The organism is Bellilinea sp., from assembly GCF_053501535.1.
In genome coordinates this window covers 1-15,753 of the sequence record NZ_JBRCOK010000105.1, presented here as the reverse complement: position 1 = coordinate 15,753, position 15,753 = coordinate 1, and the positions used below count along the sequence as shown (strand labels likewise).

Below are 15,753 nucleotides of genomic sequence, written 5' to 3'. Positions count from 1 at the left end.
TTGCGGGAAAGCAAGTAAGCCCGCAAAGCATCATCCCCCCAGGTTGTCCGCAGCCAGCGGATGGCGTTCCAATTACCGCTCTCCAGAATGCGCCCGGCGATATACTCGCGGTGAGCGTCCCAATTTAACCGGTTAAAATCCACATCCCAAAAAAGGGAACGCAGGAATTCGGGCAAGCCGGTACGGTCTGAGTTCGTCATCGTGTACTTTAATTCCAAATTTTCTACTCGTCTTGTTGGGACGGAAGTTCCACTTGAATTATCTCACAATTGCTTTTCCTGTCAAAGCCGCCGCAGGCGCAGTTCTCCCTCGCCGCTCAGGCGCACGCGGCGGTGACCGCCCCGCTGCTCCAGCACCTGCCCTCCCTCCACCTGCCAGTCCGGCGGCAGGCTGAATTCCGCCGTAAAGCGCGCCGGCTCAGTCTGCAACACGATTTCCTCCGCACCGCGCCGCACTTCGGTGACCTCGGCGGTCAGGTAATGCAGGGTCAGCCCCTCCCCCAGCCGCCAATCGAGCGGCAGAATCAGCCCGCGGCGCGCCTCGACTCGCACGGGATGACCGCCAAACAGATCGCGCCCCCCCAGCCGGATAGTGGTTTCAAGCGGGTCGTCCTGATAATTATTAACGAACAGAAAGCGGCCGTTTTCGCCCTCGCTCAGGCGCACATCCGCCCAGTCGCTCAGTTCAAACAAACGCGGGATGTCCATCTTCAGCGCCATCTGATCCAGCACGTTCAAATCCTCCAGCGCGCTGATCGGCAGGGCAGCCCCCAGCATCATCACCCGCCCCCTGCCCAGGCTCTTGACGAAGCCAACCGTTTCTCCCTCAGCGCTGCTGGCAAAAACCTCGTCAAATTCTGCACCGGCGTAGGTTTCCAGAAAATCTACCGGTACATGCGGCTGGTCAAAAATGCGGATTTCGTGCCGCTCGAACCGCGGGCGGGTGTTGACCGCACGAATGCCCAGCGCCTGCTGCAAAAGAGCCGCCGGCCGGCGCTCAAAATCTTCCACCGGCATCCGGCCGATCAGAATCAACCGGCCGCCGGCGCGCACATACTCCACCAGTTTGTGCTGCACCGCCGCCGGGCACTGCCGTTCCATCATCATCCAGCAGTGCGGCGTGCTGGAAACATCCAGTTCAGCCCGGCTGATTTCCAGCGCATCAAACGGGCGGTGAGTCAACGCCAGCCCGCGCCCAATCTGGTCGAACAAAATCACCTCGCGCTGATGGGTGATCTCATCCAGCCATGCCCGTTCCAGCGGGTGGCTGACCTCGCTCATAAAATAATCCAGCAAAAACGCCACATGGGCAGCGTAACGCGGGCGGGCAAACAGCAAATCCTCGCCATACGCCGCCAGCACCTGCGAAAGACGGGGGTAACGGGCATAATGACGGCGCAGTGAGCCGTCCTTGCGCACCGGGTGACCCCAATCGTGCCGCCGCACCGGACTTAGCAGCGGGTCGTTTTCGCCGTCAAAGAACAGGTAATGATTGACAGCGCGCATCCCACCGGAAAGACACAGGCGGGTGTGCAAATCATAAAACGAAGACTGCCCGTTCCCAAAATCGGGATTGCCGCCGGCCTGAAACTCAATCGAAAACAACGGCTGCCGCGGGTTTTGCAAAGCCCTGGTCATCTCGTTGACCAGCAGCAGCTGATGAAAATTGCCCTCACCGATGAACAGGGGATAAACATCCGTGGCGCTGACGAAGCCCTCGCTTTCCATCACCTGCACCAGCTGGGAAAGGCCGATTGGAAAAGTCTTCCCGCCGTTGGCAAAGCCGTGAATGTTGACCACCGGCGGCAGCTCCAGGCCGTTGTGCCGGGCTTCCTGAACAAGGAAGGCAGCATATTCGCGCAGGTAGGTGCGGTAAAAGCGGCGGTAATCGGCGGCTGCCTGCGGCCCGTAAGGGTGGTGCGGGTCGCTGAGCGCATCTTTCAAAAAGGAGGACAGGTCGGCAGCCGGATACCGACTGCTGAGTTCAGCCGCCGGGCAGGTCTGTTCCAGAAAGCGGGCAAAACGCGCCAGCGTGTCGGGGTTCAGGTCAAACAGATTGCGCACCCAGTGCGGCATGCCCATTTCGTTATCCAGTTGAATGAAGAGGATCTTACCGCCGCGCGTCACCTGCCGCGGAGTGAGCACCTCAAAAACGGCGCGGTACCAGCGGCGCACGGCGGCGGAAAAATCGGGGTGCAGATAACTGGCCAGGTTTTGCACCTCCCCGCGCTGGTTCACCACCGCTGAATGAGGATAATTTTCAAAAAACCACGGCGGAATGCCCTCGTTGATGGTTTCGGCCATGATGTAGGGGCCAGGGCGGGCGATGATGAACAGCCCCATCTCCGCCGCCAGATCCAGAAACCCGGCCAGATTGCGCAGCGGGTGAGTGCGGCCGGTCAGGTCGGGTTGACCCGGCTGCGGCTCGTGCCACAGCCAGGGGATGTAACTGGCAACCGCGTTGAAGCCGGCGCGCTGCAGCAAAGCCAGCCGGTCGCGCCACACCTCGGCCGGGGCACGGAAGTAGTGAAATTCGCCCGCCTGAATCAACAGCGGGCGGCCGTCGTACCAGAACTGTTGGGAATGCACTTGAAAGGGGAGCATGAGGTTCATCCTGTTGGGGTGGATATTTCAAAGCGGCGCGAGGATTCGCGCACGATCAGGTGGGTGGGAATGCGGACATGCTCAAACGGTTTGCCCTCTTCCAGAAACTGAATCAACTGGGTTGCGGCTGCTGCCCCCCACTCCTGCCGTGAAGCACCCACCGTCGAGAGCGACGGCTGCATGTAGCGGGCAATCAAAATATCGTCGAAGCCCACCACAGCCACATCCTGCGGCGCACGCAGGCCGGCTTCCTTCATCGCTTCAATGAAACCGATCGCCATCTGATCGTTGGCGCAAAAAACGGCTTCGGGCAAATCGCCGCCGCGAATCATGATCCGCCCAATGTCGTAACCGCTCAGACGGGTAAAGTTGCCCTGATAAACCGGCACGCTCAAGCCCTGTGCGGCGGCCTGTTCCAGAAAAGTTTGCCTGCGCTCGGTATTATCCAGCGAATCGACCGCCCCGGCGATGAACGCCATCCGGCGGAAGCCCTGTGCGTACAGGTGGTCGAATGCTTCGCGCACCCCCTGGGCGTTATCCAGCAGCAGCGGCAGAATGCACTCATGTTCCAGAAAGCGGTCCATCACCACAATGGGAAAGCTGGGCGAAACCAGTTTGAGCAGAATATCGCTTTTCACCTTGTAATCAAAGATGATCGCCCCGTCCACCTGCCGCTGGGTGAGCATTTTGCGCAGCGAACGCGCCTGCGGACAGACAATCAATTCATATTCGGTGTTCAAAACCGTCTGATGAATGCCCTCCAGAATTTCCTCATAAAACTGACCGCCAAAACTGGTAATGAACACGCCCAGCGTCAGCGTTTTGCGTTTTTTGAGGTGGCGCGCAAAGGCGTTCGGGTAATAGTTCAGTTCACTGGCCGCCTTCAGGACGCGCTGGCGGGTTTCCTCGCTGATGGTGCCGGTGTTGTTCAGGGCATACGAAACCGCCGTAACACTGACCCTGGCTCGCTTTGCCACATCGCGGATGGTCGTCATGCTTTCACTCCTTTACCCGTTCAAATCCCAGGCGCTGCAATCCCTTCTGGATGACCTCGTTCTTCATCATCACTGAGTAAACAAAATCATTCTGATCATTGGCAAGCATCAACAGGCTGATGCCCTTGTCAATGCCGATTACATCGCTGGCGTACCAGTTTTTGCTCAGGTTGTAGGCATCTTTGAAACCGTAGCGCCCCTTGAGCCGTTCGATGGCGTAGTAATTGAGCATGGCCTGCTTTGCCTGCTCCGGCAGGAAAACGATCGAACCGATTGCCCCGGCCGGCGGAACGGTATCATCCACGCGGTGAACGGTATTATCGTAGCCGGAGGGCGGCGCGCCGTAGCGTCCATCGTAGCCGTCCGGCCCGTCGCAGGCGGTCAGCCCCCAGGCGTTCGGGCCGATGGTCTGGAATTTATCCTGCATACGAACGGCATAATTGTAATGCGCCAGCGAAGCCTCCACCGAATTATCAAACCAGTTGACCCCGTCGCGGTCCACATAGTCACGAAAATCAATCCAGGCGTGGCTGAACTGGTAGGTAAAGATGGAGTTGAACCACGAATGAATGAAGGGCTGGCCATCCCCATATTTCACATAATGGCGGGTGAAGGCCTCATACACCGCCGGGTCAATTGGGGATGTGGCCGAGCCGGCTGCCAGAATGTAAAGCATGAGCTGCTCAGCGTAAAAGTCCCAATGACCCTCGAAACCCTTTTCCGGGTAGTAACCCATGTAAAACATATCGCGGTTTTCGTCCACAAACCAGCGCCAGTTGATTCCGTCATAAATGCGGCGGGCTTTTTCGGCGATCTCCCCGCCAAAGTACTCCCCTGCCGAAAGCACGCCCATCATCAGAATGGCGGTATCAATGTTGGAAACCTCGCTATTCCAGGCGCGCTTGCCCGTGCGGATGTTGAGAAAGTGGTAGTAAAAACCTTCCACCCGCTCCAGACTCAGCAGGGTATCCAGGGTGCCGTTCACCCGTTCGTAAGCCTGCTGGTAGGTGATGTAGCCCTTCTCCACACCAATCAGGTAGGCGGTCAGGCCAAACCCAACCGAGGCAATGCTGGCAATGCCCTCGCCGCCCGGGTAGCGGTCGCGGATCAGGCCGTAGCCGGGGCTGCCGGGGTCAATATTGGCCTGCTCCCAGAAGAAATCGAACGACCCTTTCATCTCGTATTCGATGACTTCATCAATGGAAGGCACGGGAGTTGGGGTGGGTGTCAAAGATGGCATGAGAGTCTCCGTTGGAGTTGGTAAAATGGGAAAAGGAGAGGGAGTTAGCTCCGGCGGCGGAGCGGGAGAGGGCGTCATCAGCGTGGGCGCGCAGCCGGCCGCGGCTACTGCCGCAATCAGGCAAAGCAGCAGGAATTTACTCACCGGTTACCCCCGTCCTTTCCACCGATTCGACAAACCAGCGCTGCAGGATGAAATACAGCACCAGCAGCGGAACGATGTTCAAAAAAGTGCCGCTCAACTTGACCGCCTCGTTGATGCGGTCAAAGATGTTGACCACCCCCGGCGGGTAGAGGTTTTCGTAAGCCTGCACAAATTTGGACAGCTGCATCGGCAAGGTTTGAATGCCCCCCTCCAGGAAGATGGCCGTCAGGTAGGTTTCGTTCCAATACCACACCGTAGAAAAGAGAATGGTCACAATATAGGCCGGCAGAGCGTTCGGCAGGGCAATCTGGAGGAAGATTTTCAGATCGGATGCGCCGTCCAGCCGCGCCGACTCTTCCAGCACTTTGGGAATGGTGCTGAACGCCTGATAGAAAATGAGAATGAAAATGGCGCTCTTGAACCCCTGGCCAACCGCCGCCGGCAAAAGCAGCGCCAGAATGTTGCCCAGCAGTCCGTACTCCCGGTAGGTCAGCATTTGCGGTAAAACGGTGTTTTGCGGCGGGATGATGAAAGTCGCCAGCATGAGCAGGAAAATCAGGCGCTTGCCCGGGAAGCGGTAACGCGCCAGGCCGTACCCGACCAGCGAACACACCACCGCCTGAATCAGCGAGGGCAGCAGGCTGGTCAGCACCGATGCCATGAACGTCTGCGGGTAATTCAAAACCCGGAAGGCTTTGATGTAATTTTCCAGATAAAAACCGGTCGGCACCCACTGCACCATCGGGTTGAGCAGGTCTTGCGGGCTTTTCATGCTGGTGATGAACATGAACAGCAGCGGGTAGAGATAGACAAAGGCAATCACCACCAGCACCGTGTAGAGAATCAGGGAGAAAACCAGCCCGTAGTGCGTGCGGCTGCCAAACAGAAACGCACGGATGCGGTCGTAATCCCAACGCTGGATGATCGCTTTCACCCCATCCTCACTTTCTTGCCCTTCCGCGCAGCAGTAGATAGGTCACTGCCAGCAGAAGGATGAGCACGCCAAAGTAAAGAAAGGCCATGGCGCTGGCATAGCCGATGCCGCCCTGCACGGCGTAGGTCTGATTGTAGATATAGCGCACCACCTTGTTTTCGGAAAAATGCGACAGGGTGATGATGGTATAGACGGCATTGATGACGGTTGTGGTGGAAAGCGAGGGCAGCGTAATCTTCCAGAACGAAACCCATGCCGATGCGCCGTCCATGGCGGCTGCTTCATAGACGCTGCGGTCAATCTTTTGCAGGCTGGCCAGGTAGATCAAAATCTGCACCCCCGAAAACCAGAAAATGATGATAAACGAAGTCAAAAGATACTGGATGGGGTTGCGCAAATAGACCGGCAGTTCCTGCAAAAACTGCGAAACGGCCGCCAGGTTGGCAAATTCCGGCACCGAAGCCACCCCCTGCGCAATCAACTCGCGGATGACCGGCCCGCTGGTGATGATGACCGGCAGGAAAAAGATGGTGCGGAAAACGCCCTTCAGCGGAAAATCCAGATTCAGGAAGAGCGCGATGATCATGGCAAAGATGATCACAATCGGGGTGGAGATCAGCGTTTCCAGCGCGTATTCGATCACCAGCTGCACAAAAGTCGGGTCGGTGAACAGGGCGCGGGTGTAGTTGGCCCAGCGCACAAAACTCAGTTCAATGCCGGTAGCAGTCACCGTAACCTGATGCAGACTGTAGCGGAAGGTTTCAATGAATGGAATCAGGGTGAACAAGGCAAAACCGATCACCCAGATCAGCACAAAACCATAACCGCTCAGCGCCTCGCGCACTGACGGCGGGATTTCATTGCGCAGCAGTTTGCCGAGCTTCATGGCAGCCCTCCCTGCAGCCCGCGCGCATCGCGCGGCGGCAGCACCAGACCGTTCTCCACCTCAAACGGCCGGTCGGTATAGTTGACGATCACCCGATAACCGTTGGCGTAAATGGTGGCAAAAACGCCCTCACCCAGTTTCTGGCGGGCAACAATCGGCTGGCCGACGGCCGGGGCGAGCAGGTCGTTCAGCCAGCGGTAGGTTTCCTTGACCTCATCCTGCCACTGGCGGTAGGCAGAAGTGAACACCCAGTTGGATGAGGTGTTCAAGATTTTTGCGGTTTCCTCGTGGGAAAGGAAGAAGGAAGGGTACACCCCGTAATCGGCGTGCCGCAGGCGATCACCCAGCGGGTCGGATGAAAAGTTGAGCGGCGGCCCATAATAAGGTACATAGCCGGCCAGCACAATCTGCAAAAAGGGTACATCCTGCGCGGCGAAGATGTAACCGCTGTCATCCAGCGGCATATCGAAGTAAGCCTGCATTCGGCCGAAGACATACGCATTTGGGTTGTAAAATGCCAGCGGCGCAGGCGATTCGGCCAGCATCTGCTGATAGCGGCGCAGCGTCTGTTCGCGGTTCAAAACCGGCCGGCTGCGGAAATCGCTGTACAGCATGGTTCCCATTTGATCCAGCGCCAGCCCGGCGGAAAGTTTTTCATCCGCCTGGCGGGCAAGACGGGAAAACTGACGCTGCAAGGAGTCTGCGTTCAGATAATAGGACACCTTGTAGCGGTTGTAACCCAGCATGTAAACGCCGGTAATTGCCATGGCCAGATCGCGGCGCGGTGAATAACCGCTTTCGTCGCGCAAAGCCGCCTGCGGGTCGGCATACAGGTACAAGCGGCCGCCATTCCGGTTCAACTGTTCAGAAAGGGCGCGCAACTCGGCAAGACTGCCCAGCCGCCGGTCCAGACGCAGGGAATCGCCGACCATGCTGGAGGCGCCCAGCGGCTGCCAGCCGTAGTAAACCGCCTCTACCCGCCGGATTTGCAGGTCATCCAGAATCGCCCGCATCTGCTCCACGGTGGTCATCGGAATCATGCGCTGCCAGAGCAGGACTTTTTCCTTGTCCCCGCCCAAAAATTCCAGCCGGATGCCTATTTGTCCGCTTTCATCTGTCGTCTTGTTCAGCCAGCCCTTTTCCAGCAAAAACTGCTGATAACTGCGCGCCATGCCGACATAATCGCTCTCCGCACCGCTCAAAAAGCGGTAGCGCACCCTGATATCGAAGGCATTGGTTTCTCTTTGCAGGGTAGTCACCCCAGCGCCGGCGCGGTTGGTGGCCTGAAAATAGCTTTGATTGTAAATGAAGGCGTGGCAGGCAAAATTGAAATTGGTGATGATGCCGGAAGGATGCACCTGCAGCTCGGCGTAGGCTGCCCCGTCCTCGACAATGGACAAAAAGGCATTCTGCCCCTCGCCGTGCACCATTCCCATCACCGGCAGGCTCAGACGGTAGGGACGGTTGATGTTGGGGTCGAACGGCAGCAGGGCAATCATCCCCAAATCCGGGCCGTAATAACGCCCGTAGAACATGGTACGGGCTTTGGTAGCCGCCGAAAGCGGAATGAGACTGCCGCTGCCGTCCGGAATCAGGATGTAACCGCTGACCTCATCGGCACGGGTGGCGCCCATGAAGGGGTAAAGATACAGCAGCCCCAGTTTGTAAGCCGGGTTTTCCTGCCGGATGGAGGCAAACGGCACCTCGACATGCACGCCGTCCGGCTGCAGGCGCACGATGAGCTGCAAGCCGATACCGAAATCGGTAAAGAACAGCGAGGCTTCAAACCCCTGCCCGTTGGGGCGAAAGTCCAGCGTTCGGCTGGCGTTGGTAATGGAAATGCGCTTGTTGACCGCCTTTTCATCCAGATACTCGATGCTGACGGCACTGTCGGCAAAGGCAGTCCACGAACGGTTGAGCCGGTCACCCGGAGCAGGTTGGTCCAGGTTGGAATGCCACAGGTAGCCGCTGCGTTTGTCCAGCACCTTGAAGGCCAGCGTATCCGGGTTGGCGTAGAGGATGAAGGTGTCGTTCTCCCCCACCTGCCGGAACTCCGGCGGGATTTGAGCGGGAGGAGAAGGTACCCAACCGTCCGCAATACGGCTATGCGCATTTGTTTCGCCGCAGCAGAAACCTACCGCCGCCCGCGGCAGTCCCAACAACCCCGCCAGCAGCGCCAGCACCAGCCCCATCCGCCACCAACGCTCAGCCACGCAGCCCCACCTCCTGAACAATGGCCTGAACAAAATCTACCAGCTGATTGAACAGCACAAAGAAGATATACGCCGTCAGCAGGAACATCAGCATGGTGAACAGCGTCAGGGCAATGTTGCGCAGCGTTTCGGCAAATGAATAATTGTGAATCTCCATCACCATGATCACCAGCATCAAAACACACCAGGCGTAAATCAAATCGCGGCTGAAGGTGTAAATGAAAATTTCATTGAGAGTCAGCACATTGGAAAACAGCGCCAGCGGCAGCGCAAACAGCGCATACGGAAAGAGACTGTAGGCGCTGCCGATGAACACATCTCGAAAACGACCCTCGCCGTCGGTAATCGTCGAGATCAGGTAGTTGGCGATGTTCCACAGACCGATGGCAATCAGCAGAGTGATCACTTCGCGCGCAACCGGCACATCGTTTGCCGAGGCGTAGGGATTGAAAACGAAACCCGTCCAGTAGAGCGTCAGCAGGCGCACGGCAATCACCCAGCCATACAGCAGCAGCGCAAACGGAACACTGCCGCGCAGATTGCGCTTGATGTAGTAGAAACTATCCGCCGGCTGACGGATGAAACGGAACAAAAAACGGAGGTCATCCACAAAGCGAACGGCCGCCAACTGCCCGCCGACCCGCCGCAGCGGCTGCAGCCAGCCGAAGCGCCGGTCAAGCCGCCGCCCCAGCCCCTGCACCACCCCCAGCGCCACAATCACCCCCAAAAACTGCGCCAGATGGCGCTGCAAAACCGCGTTGCGCAGCTCCCAGAAGGCTTCCGAAAAGCCTTTGCGGTCTTCGGCATAACGGTAGGCGGTCAACGCCTCGGCGTATTTGCCCTCTTTGAAGTAGGCATCCCCGATGGCCTGATAGGTCATGATAAAGGATCCGTTGTAGTTGAGCACCTCTTCAAAATAAGGCTTGGCTTCCGTGTAAAAGCCCTCCACATAGCGGCGCACGCCTTCATGCACCAGGCGCGCAAAGGCGGTTGTCCGAAAGACCACCAGCGCGTTTTTTTCCTTATCCAGTACGTACAGGTTTTCGCCAAAGCGGGCAATTCCGGTCGGGTTGCGCAGCGTGCCGCGCCGCTGCTCGCCCTGATCCGGGGCGCCAAACACGAACAGCAGCATTCCGTTTTCCACATACTCGTAAATCACACCGCTGGCATCCACGGCGGTCAGCAGCCCCTCCTCGCTGATGTGCACATCGCGGAAGGTCGAGGAACCAAAGGTGTCCGGGAAGATGTTTTTACCGGCAATGGTAAATTTGCGGATACTCTTGCGCGGCGAAGTGCCGGCGGTGACCGTATAAATCAGCGAACGGCGGTCAATCGCCAGATTCGAGGGCGAAGCGGCCTCATTCTTGATGAACTGCTCCAGCTGTTCGCGGGTCAGGAACAGGCGCTGCAAAATCATCTTCAGGGACATTTCGGCCGTATTGGCGCCGAAATAACCGATGAACTGACCGGCGGTGTTCATCTGCACCACCCCGTTGACCGAGGCTTCGCTGATGATGTAGATATTCTTGCGGGCATCCACCACCAGCTTGCGCGGCAGAAATTCGGCGCGCCGACCGAAAAGCGGCTCGCTGGGGCGGCCAAACTCGTTGATCAAATTCCCGTCCGCATCCAGAATCACCACGTGATTCTTGCCGGCATCCGCCACGTAGATGACCCCTTCCCCATCCACAAACACGCCGGTCGGCTTTTCGAGCAGGCCTTTGCCGAATTCGGCGGTCAGGCCATCCTGCTGCAGGCGCAGAATGCGCCCGTTGCCGGTATCGGCAATGTAAATTTGCCCATCCGGGGTGATGTAAAGATCTTCGGCTGCGTTGATTGGCAGTTCGATCTCGTTGAAAGGAATGTAGGCATCCTGGGTCAGGTACAGCCGCCCGCGCGGCCCCAGCGCCCAGGTGCGGTAAGGCGTGAGCGCTTCCGCCGGCTGCGGCAGACTGCCCGCCAGCAGCATCACCACCAGCACCATCAACACACCGCGCACTGCCCGTTTCATTTCAACCCCGAATGCGACATAGTGCTCATCACCTGACTCTGCAAAATCAGGAAGATGATCAGATTTGGCAGAAACATGATCAGGGAAGCGGCAGCGGCAATCCCCTGCCCGGCGACCGGGTTGGCGCCCGCGCTGGTAGCCGTCAGGGTGGTCAGGTAAAAGGCAAAAGTTTTCAGGCTTTCCTGGGTGATGTACAAGTTGGAAATCTCGGCGTTATTCCAGGTTGCCTGAAAGGTGAGAATGGCAATCGTGGCAATGGCGGGACGAATCATCGGCAGGATGATGTTCCAGTAAATATAAAAATCGGAAGCACCGTCAATTTCGGCCGCCTCGATGACCTCGTCGGGAATCCCGTCAATGAACTGCTTGATGAGGAACAAACCGACCGGCAGCGCCAGCATCGGCAGAATGTGCACCCAAAAGGTATCCAGCAGGTTCAGCCGTTCGATGATCAAAAAGCGCGGAATGGTGACCGCAATCGGCACGAACATCAGCGCCACGGTATTGACCGTGAAGAGGAATTTTTTGAGCCCGAAGCGTTTTTTGGAAAGAACGAACGCCGCCGTGCTGGAAACGAAAATGGAAGTCGTCACCGTCACGAGGGTAATTGAAATACTGTTGAACAAATAACGGCTGACCGGAATGCCGGAGGCAGAAAAGCGGTTGAACAAATCCACAAAATTCTTGAAGGTCGGGTTGACCACAAAAAAGCGCGGCGGGTAGGCAAACAATTCCTCCGGCGGTTTGAAGGCGTGTGAGAAGATGAAGATAATCGGCAGAATCATGACTGCCGAGAGCGGCAGCAGCAGCACATAAAACTGCAGCTGGCTGACATGAAAACCGCGCGGGTTGATGCCGCTGTTGCGGATGCCGAAGAATTTTCGCCGCAATTTTTGCAACATCCCTCAATCCTCCGAGGCAAACAAACGGTTTGCCACGCGGGCAAAGAACAGCACCATCAACAGCAACACCACCGAAACCGCCGCTGCATAACCCATCTCATAGCGCAAAAAGCCGTAATCCTCAATGTGATTGACGATCAACTGCCCGGCGTACTGCGGGGTGGGATTGCTGCCGGAGAGCGTTACCCCAATCGCGCCGGCCTGAAAGGTGGAAACAATCGCCATCACCGCCCCGAACAGCATTTGCGGCTTCATCGAGGGAATGGTGATGTAGAAAATCTCCTGAAACCGGCTGCTGACCCCATCCAGACTGGCGGCTTCGTACAATTCGGGGTTGATTTCCAGAATGCCCGCCAGCATCGCCAGAAAACCAATCCCCATGCTGCTCCACAGGGTGACGATGATCATCACCGGCATGAGGTACTGCGGGGACTGCAGCCACTGAATCGGCTCCTGAATCAGGTTGAGCTGCAGTAAAAACGAATTCAGGTAGCCGTTCGGGTCGCCGCTGAAAAATGCCTGCCAGACCACCGTCATGGCCACACCGGAAGTCATCGAGGGCGAATACAGAATGAGCGCAAACACGGCGCGCGGAATGCGCGGCAGCTGCGCCAGCATCCACGCCAGGATGAACGCCAGCGCGTAGCCGCCCGGCCCGACGATCACCGCAAACTGGATGGTGTTGGGCAGCACATACCGCATGAAGATGTCATCCTGCGTCAGCAGGACAATGTAGTTTTTCAGCCCAATCCAGCGCGGGAATTGAATGGTATCGAAGAAGGTGAAGGAAAGCAGTGCAGCCATCAACACCGGCGCAACGATGAAGATGATGAACATCAACGCGTAGGGGGAGAGGAAGGCATACGCGCCGCCTTCTTTGACCGCCCAGCGTTTGAGCGGATTTTGCAGGTTCATCAGCCGTTCATTTTGCATTGGCCATCCATCCCTTCACGGTGTCCAGGGTGGGCACCTTGAATTCTTTGACCTTTTGCCCGTTTTGCAGGTAACCGAACTCTTCCATCTTGCGCGTAATTTCACGGTTGATGGTCAGCACGGCGGCATCAATCGCCACACGCGGGTTGACCCCGTCGAAAACAATGCGGTTCCAGGCGTTGCTCAATTCGCGTTCCTGCATGTAACTGCCCGGCAGTTTGACCGGCTCCTGCAGCCACTGCCACTGCTCCAGAATGACCGTCTTATGTTCATCCGGAATGGGCAGATACTGGAAGGCTTCCAGATTGGCGGAATTCCACAGATATTCGATGCCGTAGTTCAATATCAACTGCTGCTGAAATTCCACCTGCGTTTCGGTGGACATCCACCATTTGAGGAACTGCCAGGCTTCTGCGGGCTGGTCGGTGGCTTTGAAGAGAATGCTGGCCTGGGCCGAGCCGGTGGCATAGCGGTTCTGCCTGCCGTCCGGCAGCACGGTGGCCGGATAAAGGTCAATCCCCCACAGCCCGCGGATTTCCGGTGCGGCGGTGGTCAGTTTGAGGTAGGTTTCAAAGTTGGAAATGCCAATCGGCAGGCTGCCCTGACGAAAGCTTTCGTAAAAACTGGAGGTGGTCAGCGGCATGCCGTAAATGGTAAAGCATTCCGCCATAAAACGCACGGCGCGGATGGCTTCTTCACTGGCCAGACCGGATGAGAAACCATCCGGGCTGTACAACTGCGCTCCAAAGTTGAACAGGAAGGGCGCCGTGGCAAGATAGCCCTTGAAACCGCTGCCGCTGGAAAGCGGTGTGTTGTAGTTCAGTCCGTAGCGCTGCAATTCGGGCAGAATTTCCAGCACCTCATCCCAGGTTTGCGGCACCGGCAGTCCCAGCGAGTCGAGAATATCGCGCCGGTAAAAAGTGACCCAAAAATCCTGGGTTTCCGGAATGGCATAGACCGAGTCGTTGATGATGTAACTGAGCAGCGCGCCGGGTGAATAAATGCGGATGAACGAGTCGAAATCCTCAAAGGAACGCAAATCGTACAGCGCGTTGCGGATGGCCAGCTCGTAGGGGATGTGCGTGCTGACCCCCAGGGCCACATCCGGCTGAATGCCGGCCGCGTTGGCCAGCACCAGTTTGGACTCATCCGGCATGATGGCAAACTTGACGCGGATGCCGGTCTGGGGGGTAAAGTGCTGATCGGTGAGCGTCTGCAGCAGGTCAACATACTGGCGCGGGCGGTTGACCCACACTTCCAGTTCGTCCTGCGCTCCGCCGGGGGTGTAGTACGGGTCGGGGCGGAAGGAATAATAGAAACGCCGCAGACTTTCCAGGAAGGATTCGAGCGGGTCAACCCGCACCGGCGGCGGGGTCATATCCGCGGTGTGGATGAAAATTCGATCCAGCACCAGCGGCTGGCTCTCCAGCGAGGTTTGCAGACTGCTCAGGCGCTGAGCGGCAGAACTGCTGCCCTCCGAAAGCCGCCCCATGTACAGCGGAATTTTATCCACATCCTCCGCCAGAAAGGCCAGGTTGTCCATGGCAATCTGATAGGCAAGAATTTCCTGCGAGGCGCGCCCCTGATTGAGCCGTTCCAAGAATTGTTTGTCTTCCCGCAGGTTGTCCAGAATGCCCAGCAATCGCTCGCGGATGTTGGGGATGTAATCCGACAGCACCCATTCCTTGTAGCGGTCCACCTGATTACCGGTCAGTCGTTTGATTTCCAGCGACAACTGGTTGATCTGACGCAGTTCCTGCTGGATATTTTCAATCGCCCGCCCGTAGGGCGAATGGGTGGCTTCAATGCCCAGCACATGCTCGCCGCGCGTCAGGTAGATGCGGTAGGGCTGCTCACCGCCCAGGGTCACATTTTGCCACTCCGCACTGTATGGGAAGCCCACCTCGTTGAGCTCGCCAAACGGCACCGCTCCATCAATCCAGATGCGGCGGAAAACGGTAAAGTTATTTTTGGTGTTTTGCAGCGCGCGCAGGGTGATGTGGTAATAGCCGTCCTGCGGCACCGAAAAACGGTAATATACTGTGCCGCCGCTGCGCTGCCAGCTTTCGCCGCCCAGCGTATTGAGCAGCAGGCGGTAGGTTTCATACGGGCTGACCGACAGGCTGCGGCTGTTGATCGGCCGGATGGTGGTGTCGTTTTTGTAGGCCGGCAGCTCGGCTTCCAGTTCGATCATCACCCGGCTGGCGTCGGCCGGCGGCAGGGTGTTGAGATATTCGGCGTAAGCCGGCAGGCCGCCAAACCGTTCCAGATAAATGCTGCCCAGATACAGCGACTCTTTGGTGATTTCCAGCGAGAGGGTGTGCCTGCCTGCTTCGAGAAACACAAGCACCGGCAGGCTGCGGCTGAAAGTCACATCCCGCAGCGGCATGCGCGTCCACTGCATCAGCCGCTGCTGGGGGATGAGAATCTGGTTGCCGTAACGGTCCAGCGGAAACTCATCGGCCTGATTCTGGTAATAAACCGGAAAGACCACACGCGGCACATCCGCAGCCGGCAGCCGGTCGTCTATGCGCAATTCCCCTTCCGGCGAGCCGATCAGGTCGGCGCCGGCCAACACGTCCATGGAGAGAAGGTAATCGCCGTTCTCCTTTACCTCAAAGGATACCGCGATGCGCTCCCCGCGTTCCAGCCGCACGGCCGGTTTGGGATACGCCGCTGTCCATTCATCCTTTTGCAGCGGCATACCAAAAGCATCCGCACTGATTTCAAGGACGGCGGGCGGGGCAGTGTTGAAAGCGGGTGAGGGCTTCAGGTGCAGCGCGGCGCGCAGGAAAGGGTTTGCCTGCGCCGGCAGCGGCAGCAGCATGACTACCGCCAGCAGGCTCATCCACACCCGCACCAACCTCAACAAACCCAGCCGTTTCATTCCGC

Annotated in this window: 11 protein-coding genes; all 11 read right to left on the bottom strand. The window is 57.7% G+C overall.

Features of this window, described 5'->3' with window-relative positions; translation table 11 throughout:
• On the bottom strand, nt 1-200 hold a 200-nt coding region (locus ACWIZX_RS10305; RefSeq protein ID WP_448335699.1), incomplete at its 3' end, for a DUF6922 domain-containing protein.
• Nucleotides 201-281: 81 nt separating this feature from the next.
• On the bottom strand, nt 282-2,603 hold the full coding sequence (locus ACWIZX_RS10300) for a beta-galactosidase (RefSeq protein ID WP_448335698.1): 2,322 nt from the start codon (nt 2,601-2,603) through the stop codon (nt 282-284).
• 5 nt (nt 2,604-2,608) lie between these two features.
• Nucleotides 2,609-3,598, bottom strand: a complete 990-nt coding sequence (locus tag ACWIZX_RS10295) for a LacI family DNA-binding transcriptional regulator (RefSeq protein ID WP_448335697.1) — start codon at nt 3,596-3,598, stop codon at nt 2,609-2,611.
• A 4-nt stretch (nt 3,599-3,602) separates the two neighbouring features.
• Entirely contained in the window at nt 3,603-4,982 is a 1,380-nt protein-coding gene (locus tag ACWIZX_RS10290) for a glucoamylase family protein (RefSeq protein WP_448335696.1), read from the bottom strand.
• A complete protein-coding gene (locus ACWIZX_RS10285) occupies nt 4,975-5,916 on the bottom strand; it encodes a carbohydrate ABC transporter permease (protein WP_448335695.1) in 942 nt (313 codons plus the stop codon). Before ACWIZX_RS10285 ends, ACWIZX_RS10290 begins: the two co-directional genes overlap by 8 nt.
• Before the next feature lie 7 nt (nt 5,917-5,923).
• Nucleotides 5,924-6,802: a carbohydrate ABC transporter permease gene (locus ACWIZX_RS10280; protein WP_448335694.1), complete on the bottom strand. Its 879-nt coding sequence runs from the start codon at nt 6,800-6,802 to the stop codon at nt 5,924-5,926.
• Nucleotides 6,799-9,015: a DUF5696 domain-containing protein gene (locus tag ACWIZX_RS10275; RefSeq protein WP_448335693.1), complete on the bottom strand. Its 2,217-nt coding sequence runs from the start codon at nt 9,013-9,015 to the stop codon at nt 6,799-6,801. Before ACWIZX_RS10275 ends, ACWIZX_RS10280 begins: the two co-directional genes overlap by 4 nt.
• Nucleotides 9,008-11,026, bottom strand: a complete 2,019-nt coding sequence (locus ACWIZX_RS10270; protein WP_448335692.1) for a YIP1 family protein — start codon at nt 11,024-11,026, stop codon at nt 9,008-9,010. The genes ACWIZX_RS10275 and ACWIZX_RS10270 overlap by 8 nt, the downstream gene beginning before the upstream one ends.
• Complete coding sequence (locus tag ACWIZX_RS10265; RefSeq protein ID WP_448335691.1) at nt 11,023-11,928, bottom strand: carbohydrate ABC transporter permease; 906 nt, start codon at nt 11,926-11,928, stop codon at nt 11,023-11,025. The genes ACWIZX_RS10270 and ACWIZX_RS10265 overlap by 4 nt, the downstream gene beginning before the upstream one ends.
• A 3-nt stretch (nt 11,929-11,931) precedes the next feature.
• On the bottom strand, nt 11,932-12,843 hold the full coding sequence (locus ACWIZX_RS10260) for a carbohydrate ABC transporter permease (RefSeq protein WP_448335700.1): 912 nt from the start codon (nt 12,841-12,843) through the stop codon (nt 11,932-11,934).
• A 7-nt stretch (nt 12,844-12,850) separates the two neighbouring features.
• The coding region (locus tag ACWIZX_RS10255) for an extracellular solute-binding protein (protein WP_448335690.1) at nt 12,851-15,753 on the bottom strand (2,903 nt) is incomplete at its 5' end.

Bases quoted from the DNA above. Each gene is read 5' to 3' on its own strand.
- ACWIZX_RS10300 (WP_448335698.1), bottom strand. From the start codon at position 2,603: ATGCTCCCCTTTCAAGTGCATTCCCAACAGTTCTGGTACGACGGCCGC.
- ACWIZX_RS10295 (WP_448335697.1), bottom strand. From the start codon at position 3,598: ATGACGACCATCCGCGATGTGGCAAAGCGAGCCAGGGTCAGTGTTACG.
- ACWIZX_RS10280 (WP_448335694.1), bottom strand. From the start codon at position 6,802: ATGAAGCTCGGCAAACTGCTGCGCAATGAAATCCCGCCGTCAGTGCGC.
- ACWIZX_RS10270 (WP_448335692.1), bottom strand. From the start codon at position 11,026: ATGAAACGGGCAGTGCGCGGTGTGTTGATGGTGCTGGTGGTGATGCTG.
- ACWIZX_RS10265 (WP_448335691.1), bottom strand. From the start codon at position 11,928: ATGTTGCAAAAATTGCGGCGAAAATTCTTCGGCATCCGCAACAGCGGC.
- ACWIZX_RS10260 (WP_448335700.1), bottom strand. From the start codon at position 12,843: ATGAACCTGCAAAATCCGCTCAAACGCTGGGCGGTCAAAGAAGGCGGC.